The sequence below is a fragment of the Paraburkholderia sp. RL17-383-BIF-A genome (assembly GCF_046028015.1).
Classification (GTDB): domain Bacteria; phylum Pseudomonadota; class Gammaproteobacteria; order Burkholderiales; family Burkholderiaceae; genus Paraburkholderia.
In genome coordinates this window covers 25,772-39,674 of the sequence record NZ_JARESR010000016.1, presented here as the reverse complement: position 1 = coordinate 39,674, position 13,903 = coordinate 25,772, and the positions used below count along the sequence as shown (strand labels likewise).

The window sequence follows — 13,903 nt, the reverse complement described above, 5'->3', positions numbered from 1 at the left end:
GGCCGTCCATAAAAAAACCCGCCGCTTTAACGGCGGGTCAAACAGCCTAATCGAAAAAACGACAGGCACCCGCTCAGGGAGGAGAAGCGGGGAGGTCAGCGCAAGGCGCCTTGCTCGATCGGTATGATATACCATTGTCTCGAAAAGTTTCCGGCAGCGGAGACAGGCGTTACTTGGCCACTCCACACATCCACGTTTCTTCGATTCGTCTATGAGCTTCTATCCCCACCACCGTCCGCGCCGCATGCGCCGCGACGACTTCTCGCGTCGTCTGATGCGGGAAAATATCCTCACCACCAACGATCTGATCTACCCGGTCTTTATCGTCGAAGGCACGAACGTGCGGCAAGCCGTTCCGTCGATGCCGGGCGTCGAGCGCGTCTCGGTGGATCTGTTGATGGGCGTGGCCGAGCAATGCGTCGAACTGGGCGTGCCGGTGCTGTCGCTGTTTCCCGCCATCGAACCTGCACTGAAAACGCCTGACGGCCGCGAAGCAACCAACCCGGCCGGTCTGATTCCGCGCGCGGTTCGCGAACTCAAAAAGAACTTCCCCGAACTGGGCGTGCTGACCGATGTCGCACTCGATCCGTACACGAGCCACGGCCAGGACGGCGTGCTCGACGAAGCCGGCTACGTCATCAACGACGAGACAGTCGAGATTCTGGTCGAGCAGGCACGTGCACAGGCTGAAGCGGGCGTCGATATCGTCGCGCCGTCGGACATGATGGACGGCCGCATCGGCGCCATTCGCGAGATGCTCGAGAGCGAAGATCACGTCCATACTCGCATCATGGCTTATGCCGCCAAGTTCGCGTCGGCGTTTTACGGCCCGTTCCGCGATGCCGTAGGGTCCGCCACGAACCTCGGCAAAAGCAACAAGATGACCTACCAGATGGACCCGGCCAATTCGAATGAAGCGCTGCGCGAAGTGCAAGCGGACATCAACGAAGGTGCGGACATGGTGATGGTCAAGCCAGGCATGCCGTATCTGGATATCGTGCGCCGCGTGAAAGACGAGTTCCAGTTCCCGACCTACGTGTACCAAGTGAGCGGCGAGTACGCCATGCTGAAAGCGGCCGCGCAGAACGGCTGGCTCGATCATGACAAGGCGATGATGGAATCGCTACTGGCGTTCAAGCGGGCCGGCGCGGATGGTGTGCTGACCTATTTCGCATTGGATGCCGCGCGGATTTTGCGTTCGCAGAAGTAACCCGACACGCCGCCTTTCGCGGCGGCTCTGGCGTTGGGATAAACGGAGGGCGGCCGGTGAGTCGAGCCTCCGTTTTTTGTTTGGCGCTTGAGTCGGCGCGCGCCGTCAGTCTCTGCGAAGTCGTGGTTAGTTCGCGTCTCATGGTGCACGGGCACTCGCTAATCGAATTCGACGGCGATCGTCTTGCCCTCGACATTCAGCTCGACACGCTGCGTTGCGCGCTCAATTCCCCGTTTCAGGGAAGTCTCCAGCCGGCCGCGAATCAGAACCGAGATCCGATTGAGCGACACGCCGGCTCTCGACGAGCCGGCGATCGTGGTGATCCGCTTCGGCTTTTCGCCGCGGCTGCAAGACGCGCCCTACGGTCACCGCGTGCCGCTGACTACCGCAGACACGCCAGGCGCCTTAGCGGGCCCCTCATAAACCGTCATGCCCCGGACTCACGCGCCCGGTCCAGACTGCGCAAGAACTTATCCGCTGACTCATATCCGACGACGCGCAGCACTTCCTTGCCACTCCGATCGAAGAAGATGATCCCCGGCGGCCCGAACAGGCTGAAACGCTTGAGCAACGTCTGATCGTCGGCGTTATTGGCGGTGACGTCGGCGCGCAGCAGATTCATCTGCTTCAATTTCGCCTGGACACGCGCGTCGCTGAAGGTGAATTTCTCCATTTCTTTGCAGCTGACGCACCAGTCGGCGTAAAAATCGAGCATAGCGGGCTGTGCAGCCGTTTTGACAGCCTCGTCGAGTTCATTCGATGACCGAACCTGGGCGAACGTCAGATCGCTCTGCGGCGCGCTGCCCGGCTTATTCGAAGCGCCCGCGACGCCCGCCTCGCCGCCGCGCGCCGCCAGGACGGCAAGCGGGCGCAGAGGATCCGATGAACCCGCCGCCAGCCCGACCAGCAGGACCGCTGCCCAGACGGCCAGCGCGACGCCGATACCGCGGCCGAGCCGGCGCCACACGGAAGCCTGCGCGGCCGGTGCCGCGAACAAACCGAGGGAGACAGCGGCGACCAGCAACCAGAGCGCGCTCAAGAGCATGGTCGCCGCCGCGCCCAGCACCGGCCAGACGATCCACAGCGCCGCCGCGAGCAGCACCACGCCGAAGAACACCTTGACGCCGTCCATCCATGCGCCGGCGCGCGGCAACAGCGTGCCCGCGCCAAGACCGAGAATCAGCAGCGGCACGCCCAAGCCAAGTCCCATCGAAAATAGTGCCGCGCCGCCGAGCAGCGCGTCGCCTGTATGCGCAATGAACGCCAGCACTGCGAAGAGCGGAGCGGTCATGCAGGCGCCGACCACCAGCGCGGACAGCGCGCCCATCACGGCAACCGCTGCAAACTTGCCTCCGGAACGTCCCGCCGATGCGCGCGAGACGCCGTCCTGCCAACGCTGCGGAAGCGCGATATCAAAGCCGGCGATCAGGGTTAGCGCGAAAACCGTCAGCAGCACGGCAAAAGCACCCAGCACCCACGGATTCTGCAACCACGCGCCGAGGCTTTGCCCGATCAGTGCCGCGCCAATGCCAAGCGCCGTGTACACGAGCGCCATACCGATCACGTAGGCCGCCGACAGCGAAAATCCGCGAGCACGTGTCACTCGCGCACCTTCTCCGATAATGATCGCCGAAAGAATCGGAATCATCGGATACGAACAAGGGAGCAGACTCAGCACTGCGCCGGCGATGAAATAAAGTCCGACGATCGCGAAGAAGCCGCCGCCTTGCAGCAGCGACTGCGCGTAGTCCGCGCTGGTGGCGCGCTCATACCATGAGGTGCTTGCGGCGGCCGATTGTTGCGCACCATTGGCGTTCGGGCCTTGCGCGCTGCCAGCCGGTTGCAGAGCCGCGCCGCTGACGTGGTACACGCGCTCCATAGGCGGGTAGCAGATGCCGGCATCGGCACAACCCTGCGACGTCACCGCCAGATCAAATGGTCCGGCCGCTTGCTTAACGGGAATCCGGATCGTCAATTCGTTCCGATACGTCTCGACGTCCTTGTTAAAGGTCTGATCGAACTTGACGTGCCCGGCGGGCAATTGCGGCTCACCGATCGTGGTCGTTCCGTTGCGGGTCGCGAAGGCGAAGCGCTCGCGGTACATGTAGTAGCCATCCGCGATTTTGTAGGTCACCTCGACTTCGCCGGGCCTCTCCTTCGCGCTGAATTTGAAGGCGACCGCCGGATCAAGGAAGTCATCCGCAGCACGAGCCAGCGTGCCGAACTGCGCAAAAAACACGCAACCAACTAGGAAAAATAGCGTACGCAGCGCATTGCGCGCGCGTCGGTCGAGACCGTTAAACATGGAGGGTACGTTGAGTTTCAGCAGTGATCCACTGGCCGTACGCGGCCGATGCCGTCGCTTGCCACGAGAGGATCTCCGGCGTGTCGTAGGGATGGTGAGCCTGAATGAACTGCTCGAGTTCAAGCGCACGCGCCGCGCTAGTCTTGAACAGCAACTGGATCTCGTGCGCCGTTTCGATCGCGCCCTGCCAGTGATAGCTGGACTGCACGGCACCTAGCTGCGTGACGCAGGCGCATAGCCGTGTGGCCAAGGCATCCGCAGCAAGCTTCTGAGCCACGGCCGCGTCAGGCACCGTCGTCAGAATCAAGGTCACATTCACGCTCACAGATGGCTCCGGCCAGGCACGATTCAAGTGCCGATATCGTATCACCTAGCCTTGCCCTACCGCAGACGGCGCCGCGGCGGCGATGCGGCAGATGGCCGCGCGCACCGCATTCTGGCGCGCGCGTTATGGCGCTGGAAACAAAAAAGCCAGGCTTGGCGCCTGGCTTTCTTTTGATGCTAAAAAGCTTACTCAGCTTCTTGCACTTCGACTTCTTCAACTTCCGGACGGTCGAGCAGTTCGACCAGTGCCATCGGAGCGTTGTCACCAACGCGGAAGCCGAACTTCAGCACGCGCAGGTAGCCGCCCGGGCGGGTAGCGTAACGCGGGCCCAGAACTTCGAACAGCTTCGTGACCGAGTCACGATCGCGCAGGCGGTTGAATGCCAGACGACGATTTGCCAGCGACGGCTTCTTGCCGAGCGTGATCAGCGGCTCGACGACTTTACGGAGTTCTTTCGCCTTCGGCAGCGTGGTCTTGATGACTTCGTGCTCGATCAGCGAGTTGGACATATTACGGAGCATTGCCAGACGGTGGCTGCTCGTGCGGTTCAGTTTCCGCAAACCATGACGGTGACGCATGTTAATTCCTTCGATTCAAAGTTTTGGTCCAGCTCTTCTATCGCTCTCGAACTTCCCGCGGTTTCCCAACGGTAGCGAGTGCACGGGCCGGTAGTGAAAAAAGACAAGACGCGGATTTTAAAGGAAAATCCGCGTCTTTGCCAGTGCAGCGACGGGGTTCTGCCCCGGGATTACTTGTCCAGACCAGCCGGCGGCCAGTTCTCGAGTTTCATGCCGAGCGTCAAACCACGCGACGCCAGTACTTCCTTGATTTCGTTCAGCGACTTGCGGCCCAGATTCGGCGTCTTGAGCAGCTCGTTTTCCGTGCGCTGGATCAGGTCGCCGATGTAGTAAATGTTCTCGGCCTTCAGGCAGTTCGCGGAACGAACCGTCAGCTCGAGATCATCAACCGGGCGCAGCAGGATCGGATCGATCTGCGGCGCGCGCGACGGCGCCTCAGCCGTTGCTTCGGTGCCTTCCAGAGCAGCGAAGACCGACAGTTGATCGACCAGAATGCGCGCCGATTGACGGATCGCTTCTTCCGGCGAAATCACACCGTTGGTTTCGATGTTCATCACGAGCTTGTCGAGGTCGGTACGCTGTTCGACGCGGGCGCTTTCCACGGCATAGCTCACGCGGCGAACCGGCGAGAACGACGCATCCAGCACGATACGGCCGATGATCTTGGCCGACTCTTCGCCATAACGACGCACATTGCCCGGCACATAGCCGCGGCCCTTTTCGACCTTGATCTGCACGTCGAGCTTGCCGCCCTTCGACAGATGCGCAATCACGTGATCCGGGTTGATCACTTCGCAATCGTGCGCAAGTTCGATGTCGCCAGCGGTGACAACGCCTTCGCCTTCCTTGCGCAGCGTAACCGTCACTTCGTCACGATTATGCAGCTTGAAGACCACGCCCTTCAGGTTCAACAACAGGTTGACCACATCCTCTTGCACACCGTCGAGCGTCGAATACTCATGCACGACGCCTGCGATCGTCACCTCGGTCGGCGCATAGCCCACCATCGACGACAGCAGCACGCGCCGGAGCGCGTTACCCAAGGTGTGGCCGTAACCGCGTTCAAACGGTTCCATGACCACTTTCGCGTGGCTCTCACCAAGCGATTCAACAGCGATGATCTTGGGCTTCAACAAACTGGTTTGCATAGGTTTTCCTTTTCAATACCCTCGGCTCGTTACACCGATAAGGCTGACCGGTAACAACCTGAAAATAAACAGCCGAGACGCCCCCTTGCTTAGCGCAATCGAGGTGCCCCGGCCGTTAATCCGATTACCGCGAATACAATTCGACGATCAGGCTTTCGTTGATATCGCCAGCGATGTCGCTGCGTTCCGGCTTCTGCTTGAACGTGCCTTCGAACTTCTTCGAATCAACAGCGACCCAGCTCGGCAGACCGCCTTGCTCAGCCAGCGACAGCGCTTCGAGAATACGCGCCTGCTTCTTCTTCTGTTCGCGGACAGCAACGACGTCGCCAGCCTTCACTTGCATCGACGGGATGTTCGACACAACGCCGTTCACCGTGATCGCCTTGTGGCTCACCAGCTGACGCGCTTCAGCGCGCGTCGAGCCGAAGCCCATGCGATACACGACGTTATCCAGACGCGATTCGAGCAGTTGCAGCAGGTTTTCACCCGTGTTGCCCTTCAGGCGGTCAGCTTCAGCGAAGTAACGGCGGAATTGGCGCTCGAGGACACCGTAGATGCGCTTCACTTTTTGCTTTTCGCGCAACTGCGTGCCGTAGTCGGACGTACGTGCACCCGAGGTGCGGCCGTGCTGGCCGGGCTTGCTGTCAAGCTTGCACTTGTCAGCGAGCGAACGACGGGCGCTCTTCAGGAAAAGGTCAGTGCCTTCACGGCGGGACAGCTTGGCCTTAGGGCCGATATAACGTGCCACGTTGATTCCTTCTATGATTAATCACGCAAATGCATGCATTCGCGCTAGTCCGAACCCTTTGGGTCGAACGGTGGGCTTAGTCAATTCAATAGCGCAAGCAGCCTGCCGCCGCGCAGGGCGGCAACAGGCGCTGGCAAAACAAGCGTCTTAGATACGACGACGCTTCGGCGGACGGCAGCCGTTGTGCGGGACGGGAGTCACGTCGGAGATCGCGGTGATCTTGATGCCAAGACCATGCAACGCGCGCACCGCCGACTCACGGCCAGGACCGGGGCCCTTGATCCGCACTTCGAGGTTCTTCACGCCGTATTCCATCGCCACGCGGCCAGCCGATTCGGCTGCCACCTGGGCTGCAAACGGGGTCGACTTACGCGAACCCTTGAAGCCCTGACCACCCGACGTTGCCCAAGCAAGTGCATTGCCTTGACGATCAGTGATCGTGATGATGGTGTTATTGAACGACGCGTGAACGTGAACCACGCCCTCGGCGACGTTCTTCTTGACCTTCTTGCGAACGCGTTGCGCCGCGGAGTTGTTCGAAGCCTTAGCCATTACGTTTTCCTGTAACTGTCAGTTCCGCTTACTTCTTCAGCGATTGCGCTGCACGACGCGGACCCTTGCGCGTACGGGCATTCGTACGCGTACGTTGGCCGCGCAGGGGCAAGCCCTTACGATGCCGAACGCCACGGTAGCAGCCGAGATCCATCAGGCGCTTGATGTTCATCGTCGTTTCACGGCGCAGATCGCCTTCAACGATGAACTTGCCGACTTCTTCACGCAGCTTTTCGAGGTCTGCGTCGTTCAGGTCTTTGACCTTCTTCGAAAATGCCACACCAGCAGCGACGCAAATGTCGCGCGAGCGCGTGCGGCCGATACCGTAGATAGCCGTGAGGCCGATTTCGGTATGCTGGTGATTCGGGATGTTAACCCCTGCGATACGAGCCATTGTTTTTCCTCAAACAAAAAGCGCAAGCAAAAGCGCGGCGTTCAGCCTTGACGCTGTTTGTGGCGCGGATCAGAGCTGCAAATCACGCGCACAACGCCTTTGCGCTTGATGATCTTGCAATTGCGGCAAATGCGCTTAACCGATGCCATCACTTTCATGATATTACCCTTTTTTCAAATCACTTCGCCCGGAACACGATCCGCGCACGCGACAGATCGTAAGGCGTCAATTCAACCGTCACCTTGTCGCCCGGCAAGATCCGGATGTAGTGCATCCGCATCTTCCCAGATATGTGTCCCAATACGACATGGCCGTTTTCCAGCTTCACCTTGAAGGTAGCATTAGGCAGGTTTTCGATGACTTCACCCTGCATCTGGATCACATCGTCTTTGGCCATAAGTCCTTTCAACGCATCGGGACGCCGCCGCCTTTGAAATTAGCTTTCTTCAGCAGCGATTCATACTGTTGCGACATAACGTACGACTGCACCTGCGCCATGAAATCCATTGTGACGACGACAATGATCAGCAGCGACGTTCCACCAAAATAAAACGGCACGTTCCAGCGCAGCACCAGAAACTCGGGCAGCAGACAAACGAACACGATGTAGATCGCACCGGCCAGCGTCAGACGCGTGAGGATGCGGTCAATGTATCGGGCCGTTTGATCGCCCGGGCGGATGCCTGGGACGAAAGCGCCACTCTTTTTCAGGTTGTCGGCCGTCTCTCTGCTGTTGAACACCAGTGCGGTGTAGAAGAAACAGAAGAAAACGATCGCCAACGCGTACAGCAACACGTACACGGGTTGACCGGGCTTAAGGGCTTCGGCCACGTTGTGCAACGTGTCTGCGAACCAGCTGGTACGCGACCCCGAACTAAACCAGTTCAGGATGGTTGCCGGGAAGAGAATGATCGACGATGCAAAGATCGGCGGAATCACGCCCGACATGTTCAATTTCAGCGGCAAATGCGAAGACTGACCGCCGTAAATCTTGTTACCGACTTGCCGCTTTGCGTAGTTCACAAGAATCTTGCGCTGGCCGCGTTCGATGAACACCACCAGATACGTCACAGCAGCAATCAGCGCGACGACGATAATCGCGGATATCGGACTCATCGAACCGGTTTGCACCAGCGAAACAAGACCACCGATTGCATTCGGGAAGCCCGCTGCAATCCCGCCGAAAATAATGATCGAGATACCGTTGCCAAGCCCGCGCTCCGTGATCTGCTCACCCAGCCACATCAGGAACATCGTGCCGGTCACCAGCGTCACGACCGTCGTCAACCGAAAAACCATTCCCGGATCAATCACCAGGCCAGGCTGATTTTCCAACGCCACGGCAATGCCGAACGCCTGGAACGTCGCCAGCAGGACCGTGAAGATACGCGTGTACTGCGTAATCTTCCGTTGACCCGCTTGCCCTTCCTTTTTCAGCGCTTCGAGCTGCGGCGAGACAATCGCCAGCAACTGCATGATGATCGACGCCGAAATATACGGCATGATCCCCAGCGCAAAAATCGTGAACCGCGAAAGTGCGCCACCCGAAAACATGTTGAACATGCCAAGGATGCCGCCCGACTGGCTTTGGAAAAGCTTTGCCAGCTGGTCCGGGTCAATACCCGGCACCGGAATATGCGCGCCGATACGGTAGACGATCAGCGCCAGCAGCAGGAACACTGCCCGCCGACGCAGATCGCCGAACTTCGCCGCGCCGCGACCGGGTTTTGCGAGACTCGGGCTGTTAGCCAAGTACCTTCTCCGATGCAAATGCTAGTGACGGCAATTAGCTTGCGCGTTACTCGGCAAAAGAGCCGCCGGCTGCTTCGATAGCAGCGCGCGCACCCTTCGTCGCACCCAGACCCTTCACAACGACCTTGCGCTTGAGCTCGCCCGTCGCGATGATCTTGGCGCTCTTGATCAACTCGCCGACCAAGCCGGCCTGCTTCAGAGCCAGCAGATCGATTTCATCGACCGGCAGCTTTTCCAGATCCGAGAGACGCACCTCACCAACGAATTCCTTCGTCAGCGAAGTAAAGCCACGCTTCGGCAGGCGACGTTGCAGCGGCATTTGACCGCCTTCGAAGCCAACCTTGTGAAAGCCGCCTGAGCGCGACTTCTGACCCTTGTGACCGCGGCCAGCCGTCTTGCCCAGACCGGAGCCGATACCACGGCCGACGCGACGCTTAGCGTGCTTCGAGCCTTCAGCCGGCTTCAGGTTATTCAATTCCATTATCAACTCCTTGAGTCCTGGTCAGCCGCTTAGCTGATGACCTTAACGAGGTACGAAACCTTGTTGATCATGCCGCGCACAGCCGGCGTGTCCTGCAACTCGCTGACCGAGTTGAGTCGGCGCAGGCCCAAGCCACGCACCGTTGCACGGTGCGTCTCACGGGTGCCGATCAGGCTCTTGACGAGCTGGACCTTGACAGTTTTATCAGACATGGTGTCCACCTTAGCCCAGAATATCTTCGACGGACTTGCCGCGCTTCGCCGCGATGTCGCCCGGCGTGGACTGCTTGCGCAGACCGTCGAGCGTTGCACGAACGAGGTTGTACGGGTTCGTCGAACCGTGGCTCTTAGCAACCACGTTTTGCACGCCCATTACGTCGAACACTGCGCGCATCGGGCCACCAGCGATCACGCCCGTACCGTCCTTCGCCGGAGCGAGGAGAACTGCGGATGCGCCGTGCTTACCATGCACTTCGTGTTGCAACGTACCGTTCTTCAGCGGCACCTTGAACATGTTACGGCGAGCTTGTTCCATTGCCTTTTGAACAGCAACCGGAACTTCCTTCGCTTTGCCCTTGCCCATGCCGATGCGGCCATCGCCGTCGCCAACCACGGTCAGTGCGGCGAAACCGAGAATCCGGCCGCCCTTCACAACCTTGGTCACGCGGTTGACCGAAATCATCTTTTCGCGCAGGCCGTCGTCGCGTTCGTCAGCCTGAACTTTCGCTTGCATCTTTGCCATGACGAATTCTTCCCTTAGAACTTGAGTCCGGCTTCGCGCGCCGCATCAGCCAGCGCTTTCACGCGGCCGTGGTAACGGAAACCCGAACGGTCGAAGGCGACGGATTCGATGCCGGCAGCCTTAGCCTTTTCTGCGATGCGCTTACCGATCAGCGTGGCAGCAGCGACGTTGCCGCCCTTGCCCGTTTGATCAGCCAGTTGCGCACGCACTTCGGCTTCGAGCGTCGACGCGCTGGCGAGCACCTTGGTGCCGCACGGCGAGAACACTTGCGCATAGATGTGCGTGTTCGTGCGATGCACGGCGAGACGCGCGACCTGCAGCTCAGAGATCTTGATACGCGTCTGACGAGCGCGGCGCAGGCGAGATTGAGTCTTATCCATGATTGCGCACCCTTACTTCTTCTTCGTTTCTTTGAGGATCACAACCTCATTGGCGTAACGCACACCCTTGCCCTTATAGGGCTCCGGCGGGCGATAGCCGCGCACTTCTGCAGCGACCTGGCCAACTTGTTGTTTGTTGATCCCCTTGATCACGATTTCGGTTTGCGTCGGGGTCTCAGCCTTGACGCCTTCCGGCATCTGGTGCACCACAGGGTGCGAGAAACCCAGCGACAGGTTCAGCTTGTCGCCTTGCGCCTGTGCGCGGTAGCCAACGCCAACCAGCGTCAGCTTGCGCTCGAAACCCTTCGTCACGCCGTTCACCATGTTCGCAACCAGTGCGCGCATCGTGCCCGACATCGCATTCGCTTCGCGGCTTTCGTCAACCGGCTCGAAATTCAGCGTGCCGTTGTCGTTCACCACTTTCACGAGGCGGTTTGCCGCCTGCGTAATCGTACCCAGCGGGCCCTTGACGGTGATGCGATCGTCGCTCAGGGCCACTTCTGCGCCTTGCAGCGCGACCGGGCTTTTACCTACTCGAGACATGTTTCTCTCCTTTCGGCCTTAAGCGACGTAGCAGATGACTTCGCCGCCAACGCCCGTTGCACGCGCCTTGCGGTCCGTCATCACGCCCTTCGGCGTCGACACGATTGCCACGCCGAGGCCATTCATGACCACGGGGATGTCGTTACGGCCGCGGTACACACGCAGACCAGGCTTCGAAACGCGTTCAATGCGTTCGATGACCGGACGGCCAGCGTAGTACTTCAACACGATGTTCAATTCAGACTTCGCACCTTCGGACTTCACTGCGAAATCATCGATATAGCCTTCGTCCTTCAGGACCTGCGCAATCGCAACCTTGACTTTCGACGAGGGCATAGTCACCGAGACTTTCTCAACCATCTGCGCATTGCGGATGCGAGTCAGCATATCGGCGATAGGATCACTCATGCTCATTTACGTTTCTCCTATTACCAGCTCGCCTTGGTCAGGCCAGGGATCTCGCCGCGAAACGCGATTTCGCGAATCTTGTTACGCGCCAGCCCGAATTTACGGAACGTGCCACGCGGGCGACCGGTAATTGCGCAACGATTGCGCTTACGGGTCGGATTAGAGTTGCGCGGCAGTTGTTGCAGTTCCAGACGTGCTGCGTAATGCTCTTCGTCCGACTTGCTCATATCGCCGATGATCGCTTTCAGCTCTGCACGCTTGGGAGCGTACTTAGCGGCCAGGCGAGCACGCTTCTTTTCACGTTCGATCAGTGCCAGTTTAGCCACGGTAACCTCAGTTTCTGAACGGGAACTTGAAGCTGGCGAGCAGAGCCTTTGCTTCGTCGTCGGTCTTCGCAGTCGTCGTGATGCTGATGTTCAGCCCACGCAGTGCGTCGATCTTGTCGTAGTCGATTTCGGGGAAAATGATCTGCTCTTTCACACCGATGTTGTAGTTGCCGCGACCATCGAATGCACGACCCGACACGCCACGGAAGTCACGCACACGGGGGAGCGCGACCGTCACGAAACGGTCCAGAAATTCGTACATTGCTTGACCACGCAACGTGACCATTGCACCGATCGGATAGCCTTGACGGATCTTGAAGCCAGCGATTGCCTTGCGTGCCTTCGTGATCACCGGCTTCTGGCCTGCGATCTTCGTCAGGTCGCCAACGGCGTTTTCGATGATCTTCTTGTCAGCAACGGCTTCGCCAAGACCCATGTTCAGGGTGATCTTGGTGATGCGCGGCACTTCCATCACGGACTTGTAACCGAACTTCTCGATGAGGCCGGGTACAACCTTTTCTTTGTAAAACTCTTGCAAACGAGCCATTTTTTTACTCCGCAGCGTCAGGCGCTCAGCTCGGCACCGGTCGTTTTAAGGAAACGGACTTTCTTGTCTCCCTCGACCTTGATGCCTACACGCGACGCCTTGCCATTCGCGTCGACCAATGCGACGTTCGAAATTTGCAGCGGCATCGTCTTGGCTTCCACACCGCCCGTCGTACCCTTCATCGGGTTCGGCTTGACGTGCTTCTTGACGAGGTTAATACCCTCGACAATCACTTTGCCTTCGCCAACGGACAGCACGACGCCGCGCTTGCCTTTATCTTTGCCGGTGATGACGATAACTTCGTCACCTTTGCGAATCTTGTTCATCGCGACTCCTTACAGCACTTCAGGTGCCAACGAAACGATCTTCATGAATCGTTCGCTGCGCAACTCGCGCGTGACAGGCCCGAAAATACGGGTGCCAATAGGTTCGAGCTTGGCATTCAACAACACAGCGGCGTTGCCATCGAACTTGATCAGCGAGCCGTCCTGACGGCGCACGCCCTTGGCGGTGCGAACCACCACGGCGTTATAAATTTCGCCTTTCTTCACGCGCCCGCGCGGCGTTGCTTCTTTGACGGTCACCTTGATGATGTCGCCAATGCTGGCATAACGACGCTTCGAGCCGCCGAGCACCTTGATGCACATGACTTCACGTGCACCCGTGTTGTCGGCCACTTCAAGCCGAGTTTCGGTCTGGATCATGGTTTATCTTTCCCAACTTAATCCGGCCACACCACCATGGCGTACCCGGTCAGTCTTGGTCCCGTCAGCCAATCGGCTGCTTGGGTATGAACAGCAGCGACGGCAAACGAAACCCGCCATCGCAATCCGGTGAATCCTTCGGAACAGACTGGCGCCCGATCCGCTTCCCCCACCAACTTCGCCCGCGACGGGGCTCCCATAAAAGAGGGAAGACCGAGATTATAACAAATAATCTCGGTCTTGCAAGCGAAACTTACTGCGATTTCAATTACTTCTACAACATTGCGGCGTCAGATGACGCGAGCAGCCTCGACCAGGCGAGCCACAACCCAAGCTTTCGTCTTCGAAATCGGACGCGTTTCCTGGATTTCAACGAGGTCGCCCTCGTTGTACGTGTTCGCATCGTCGTGCGCGTGGTACTTCTTCGAACGCACAACGTACTTGCCGTAGATCGGGTGCTTCACGCGGTGCTCAACCAGCACGGTGACCGTCTTGTCCATCTTGTTGCTGACGACCTTGCCGACCAGCGTCCGCTTGAGCGAGGTTTTTACGCTATCGTTCATTTCTGGTTCGCCTTCTCAGTCAGGACGGTCCGCACACGTGCGATGTCGCGACGAACCTTCTTCAGCTGGCTCGTGTTCGTGAGCTGCTGGGTCGCGAGTTGCATGCGCAGGCCGAATTGCGCCTTCAACAGGTCCGACAGCTCCTTGTTGAGCGCGGCCTGATCTTTCTGGTGAAGTTCGGAAGCCTTCATCATTTGC

Annotated in this window: 24 protein-coding genes; 1 reads left to right on the top strand and 23 read right to left on the bottom strand. The window is 58.9% G+C overall.

Annotated elements, in window-relative coordinates; genetic code table 11:
• The first annotated feature begins 211 nt into the window (after positions 1–211).
• Complete coding sequence (gene hemB / locus P0D71_RS19350; protein WP_091798361.1) at positions 212–1,210, top strand: porphobilinogen synthase; 999 nt, start codon at positions 212–214, stop codon at positions 1,208–1,210.
• A 158-nt stretch (positions 1,211–1,368) separates the two neighbouring features.
• Here hemB and P0D71_RS19345 read toward each other — a convergent pair whose 3' ends face one another.
• The 23 genes from P0D71_RS19345 to rpmC form a co-directional block, all read right to left on the bottom strand.
• Positions 1,369–1,500 (bottom strand): hypothetical protein, encoded by a 132-nt coding sequence (locus tag P0D71_RS19345; protein ID WP_408481598.1) that lies wholly within the window; start codon positions 1,498–1,500, stop codon positions 1,369–1,371.
• A 137-nt stretch (positions 1,501–1,637) separates the two neighbouring features.
• Positions 1,638–3,515 carry a protein-disulfide reductase DsbD gene (gene dsbD / locus P0D71_RS19340; RefSeq protein WP_408481596.1) on the bottom strand — a complete coding sequence of 626 codons (1,878 nt, stop codon included), beginning with the start codon at positions 3,513–3,515 and terminating at the stop codon, positions 1,638–1,640.
• A complete protein-coding gene (cutA, locus tag P0D71_RS19335; RefSeq protein WP_408301844.1) occupies positions 3,508–3,840 on the bottom strand; it encodes a divalent-cation tolerance protein CutA in 333 nt (110 codons plus the stop codon). Before cutA ends, dsbD begins: the two co-directional genes overlap by 8 nt.
• A 185-nt stretch (positions 3,841–4,025) precedes the next feature.
• Positions 4,026–4,418 carry a 50S ribosomal protein L17 gene (gene rplQ / locus P0D71_RS19330; RefSeq protein ID WP_006052227.1) on the bottom strand — a complete coding sequence of 131 codons (393 nt, stop codon included), beginning with the start codon at positions 4,416–4,418 and terminating at the stop codon, positions 4,026–4,028.
• A 170-nt stretch (positions 4,419–4,588) separates the two neighbouring features.
• On the bottom strand, positions 4,589–5,566 hold the full coding sequence (locus tag P0D71_RS19325) for a DNA-directed RNA polymerase subunit alpha (RefSeq protein WP_028199575.1): 978 nt from the start codon (positions 5,564–5,566) through the stop codon (positions 4,589–4,591).
• A gap of 124 nt (positions 5,567–5,690) precedes the next feature.
• Positions 5,691–6,314: a 30S ribosomal protein S4 gene (gene rpsD / locus P0D71_RS19320; RefSeq protein ID WP_007180123.1), complete on the bottom strand. Its 624-nt coding sequence runs from the start codon at positions 6,312–6,314 to the stop codon at positions 5,691–5,693.
• Between the two features lie 147 nt (positions 6,315–6,461).
• Positions 6,462–6,866 (bottom strand): 30S ribosomal protein S11, encoded by a 405-nt coding sequence (gene rpsK / locus P0D71_RS19315; protein WP_006052224.1) that lies wholly within the window; start codon positions 6,864–6,866, stop codon positions 6,462–6,464.
• Between the two features lie 28 nt (positions 6,867–6,894).
• Complete coding sequence (gene rpsM / locus P0D71_RS19310; RefSeq protein WP_006052223.1) at positions 6,895–7,260, bottom strand: 30S ribosomal protein S13; 366 nt, start codon at positions 7,258–7,260, stop codon at positions 6,895–6,897.
• 41 nt (positions 7,261–7,301) lie between these two features.
• A complete protein-coding gene (gene rpmJ / locus P0D71_RS19305) occupies positions 7,302–7,418 on the bottom strand; it encodes a 50S ribosomal protein L36 (protein ID WP_004199844.1) in 117 nt (38 codons plus the stop codon).
• Positions 7,419–7,438: 20 nt separating this feature from the next.
• Positions 7,439–7,657: a translation initiation factor IF-1 gene (gene infA, locus P0D71_RS19300; protein ID WP_408481594.1), complete on the bottom strand. Its 219-nt coding sequence runs from the start codon at positions 7,655–7,657 to the stop codon at positions 7,439–7,441.
• An 8-nt stretch (positions 7,658–7,665) separates the two neighbouring features.
• On the bottom strand, positions 7,666–9,012 hold the full coding sequence (secY, locus tag P0D71_RS19295) for a preprotein translocase subunit SecY (protein ID WP_091798353.1): 1,347 nt from the start codon (positions 9,010–9,012) through the stop codon (positions 7,666–7,668).
• Positions 9,013–9,058: 46 nt separating this feature from the next.
• Complete coding sequence (rplO, locus tag P0D71_RS19290) at positions 9,059–9,493, bottom strand: 50S ribosomal protein L15 (RefSeq protein ID WP_007180125.1); 435 nt, start codon at positions 9,491–9,493, stop codon at positions 9,059–9,061.
• A 29-nt stretch (positions 9,494–9,522) separates the two neighbouring features.
• Complete coding sequence (rpmD, locus tag P0D71_RS19285; RefSeq protein WP_007180126.1) at positions 9,523–9,705, bottom strand: 50S ribosomal protein L30; 183 nt, start codon at positions 9,703–9,705, stop codon at positions 9,523–9,525.
• Positions 9,706–9,715: 10 nt separating this feature from the next.
• The gene (gene rpsE, locus P0D71_RS19280) at positions 9,716–10,234 is read right to left on the bottom strand and encodes a 30S ribosomal protein S5 (RefSeq protein WP_007180127.1); all 519 of its coding nucleotides are present in this window, start codon (positions 10,232–10,234) and stop codon (positions 9,716–9,718) included.
• Positions 10,235–10,248: 14 nt separating this feature from the next.
• Positions 10,249–10,614, bottom strand: coding sequence for a 50S ribosomal protein L18 (gene rplR / locus P0D71_RS19275; protein WP_144137971.1), 366 nt, complete (start codon positions 10,612–10,614; stop codon positions 10,249–10,251).
• A 12-nt stretch (positions 10,615–10,626) separates the two neighbouring features.
• Positions 10,627–11,157 carry a 50S ribosomal protein L6 gene (gene rplF / locus P0D71_RS19270; RefSeq protein WP_012434569.1) on the bottom strand — a complete coding sequence of 177 codons (531 nt, stop codon included), beginning with the start codon at positions 11,155–11,157 and terminating at the stop codon, positions 10,627–10,629.
• 18 nt (positions 11,158–11,175) lie between these two features.
• Positions 11,176–11,571: a 30S ribosomal protein S8 gene (rpsH, locus tag P0D71_RS19265; RefSeq protein WP_006052216.1), complete on the bottom strand. Its 396-nt coding sequence runs from the start codon at positions 11,569–11,571 to the stop codon at positions 11,176–11,178.
• 14 nt (positions 11,572–11,585) lie between these two features.
• The gene (gene rpsN / locus P0D71_RS19260; protein ID WP_006052215.1) at positions 11,586–11,891 is read right to left on the bottom strand and encodes a 30S ribosomal protein S14; all 306 of its coding nucleotides are present in this window, start codon (positions 11,889–11,891) and stop codon (positions 11,586–11,588) included.
• A 7-nt stretch (positions 11,892–11,898) separates the two neighbouring features.
• Positions 11,899–12,438 (bottom strand): 50S ribosomal protein L5, encoded by a 540-nt coding sequence (rplE, locus tag P0D71_RS19255; RefSeq protein WP_006052214.1) that lies wholly within the window; start codon positions 12,436–12,438, stop codon positions 11,899–11,901.
• A 17-nt stretch (positions 12,439–12,455) separates the two neighbouring features.
• Positions 12,456–12,764, bottom strand: a complete 309-nt coding sequence (gene rplX, locus P0D71_RS19250) for a 50S ribosomal protein L24 (RefSeq protein ID WP_006052213.1) — start codon at positions 12,762–12,764, stop codon at positions 12,456–12,458.
• Between the two features lie 9 nt (positions 12,765–12,773).
• A complete protein-coding gene (rplN, locus tag P0D71_RS19245) occupies positions 12,774–13,142 on the bottom strand; it encodes a 50S ribosomal protein L14 (RefSeq protein ID WP_006052212.1) in 369 nt (122 codons plus the stop codon).
• Between the two features lie 290 nt (positions 13,143–13,432).
• Positions 13,433–13,705, bottom strand: coding sequence for a 30S ribosomal protein S17 (gene rpsQ / locus P0D71_RS19240; protein ID WP_007180129.1), 273 nt, complete (start codon positions 13,703–13,705; stop codon positions 13,433–13,435).
• Positions 13,702–13,896, bottom strand: coding sequence for a 50S ribosomal protein L29 (gene rpmC / locus P0D71_RS19235; protein WP_007180130.1), 195 nt, complete (start codon positions 13,894–13,896; stop codon positions 13,702–13,704). Before rpmC ends, rpsQ begins: the two co-directional genes overlap by 4 nt.
• Positions 13,897–13,903: the final 7 nt, after the last annotated feature.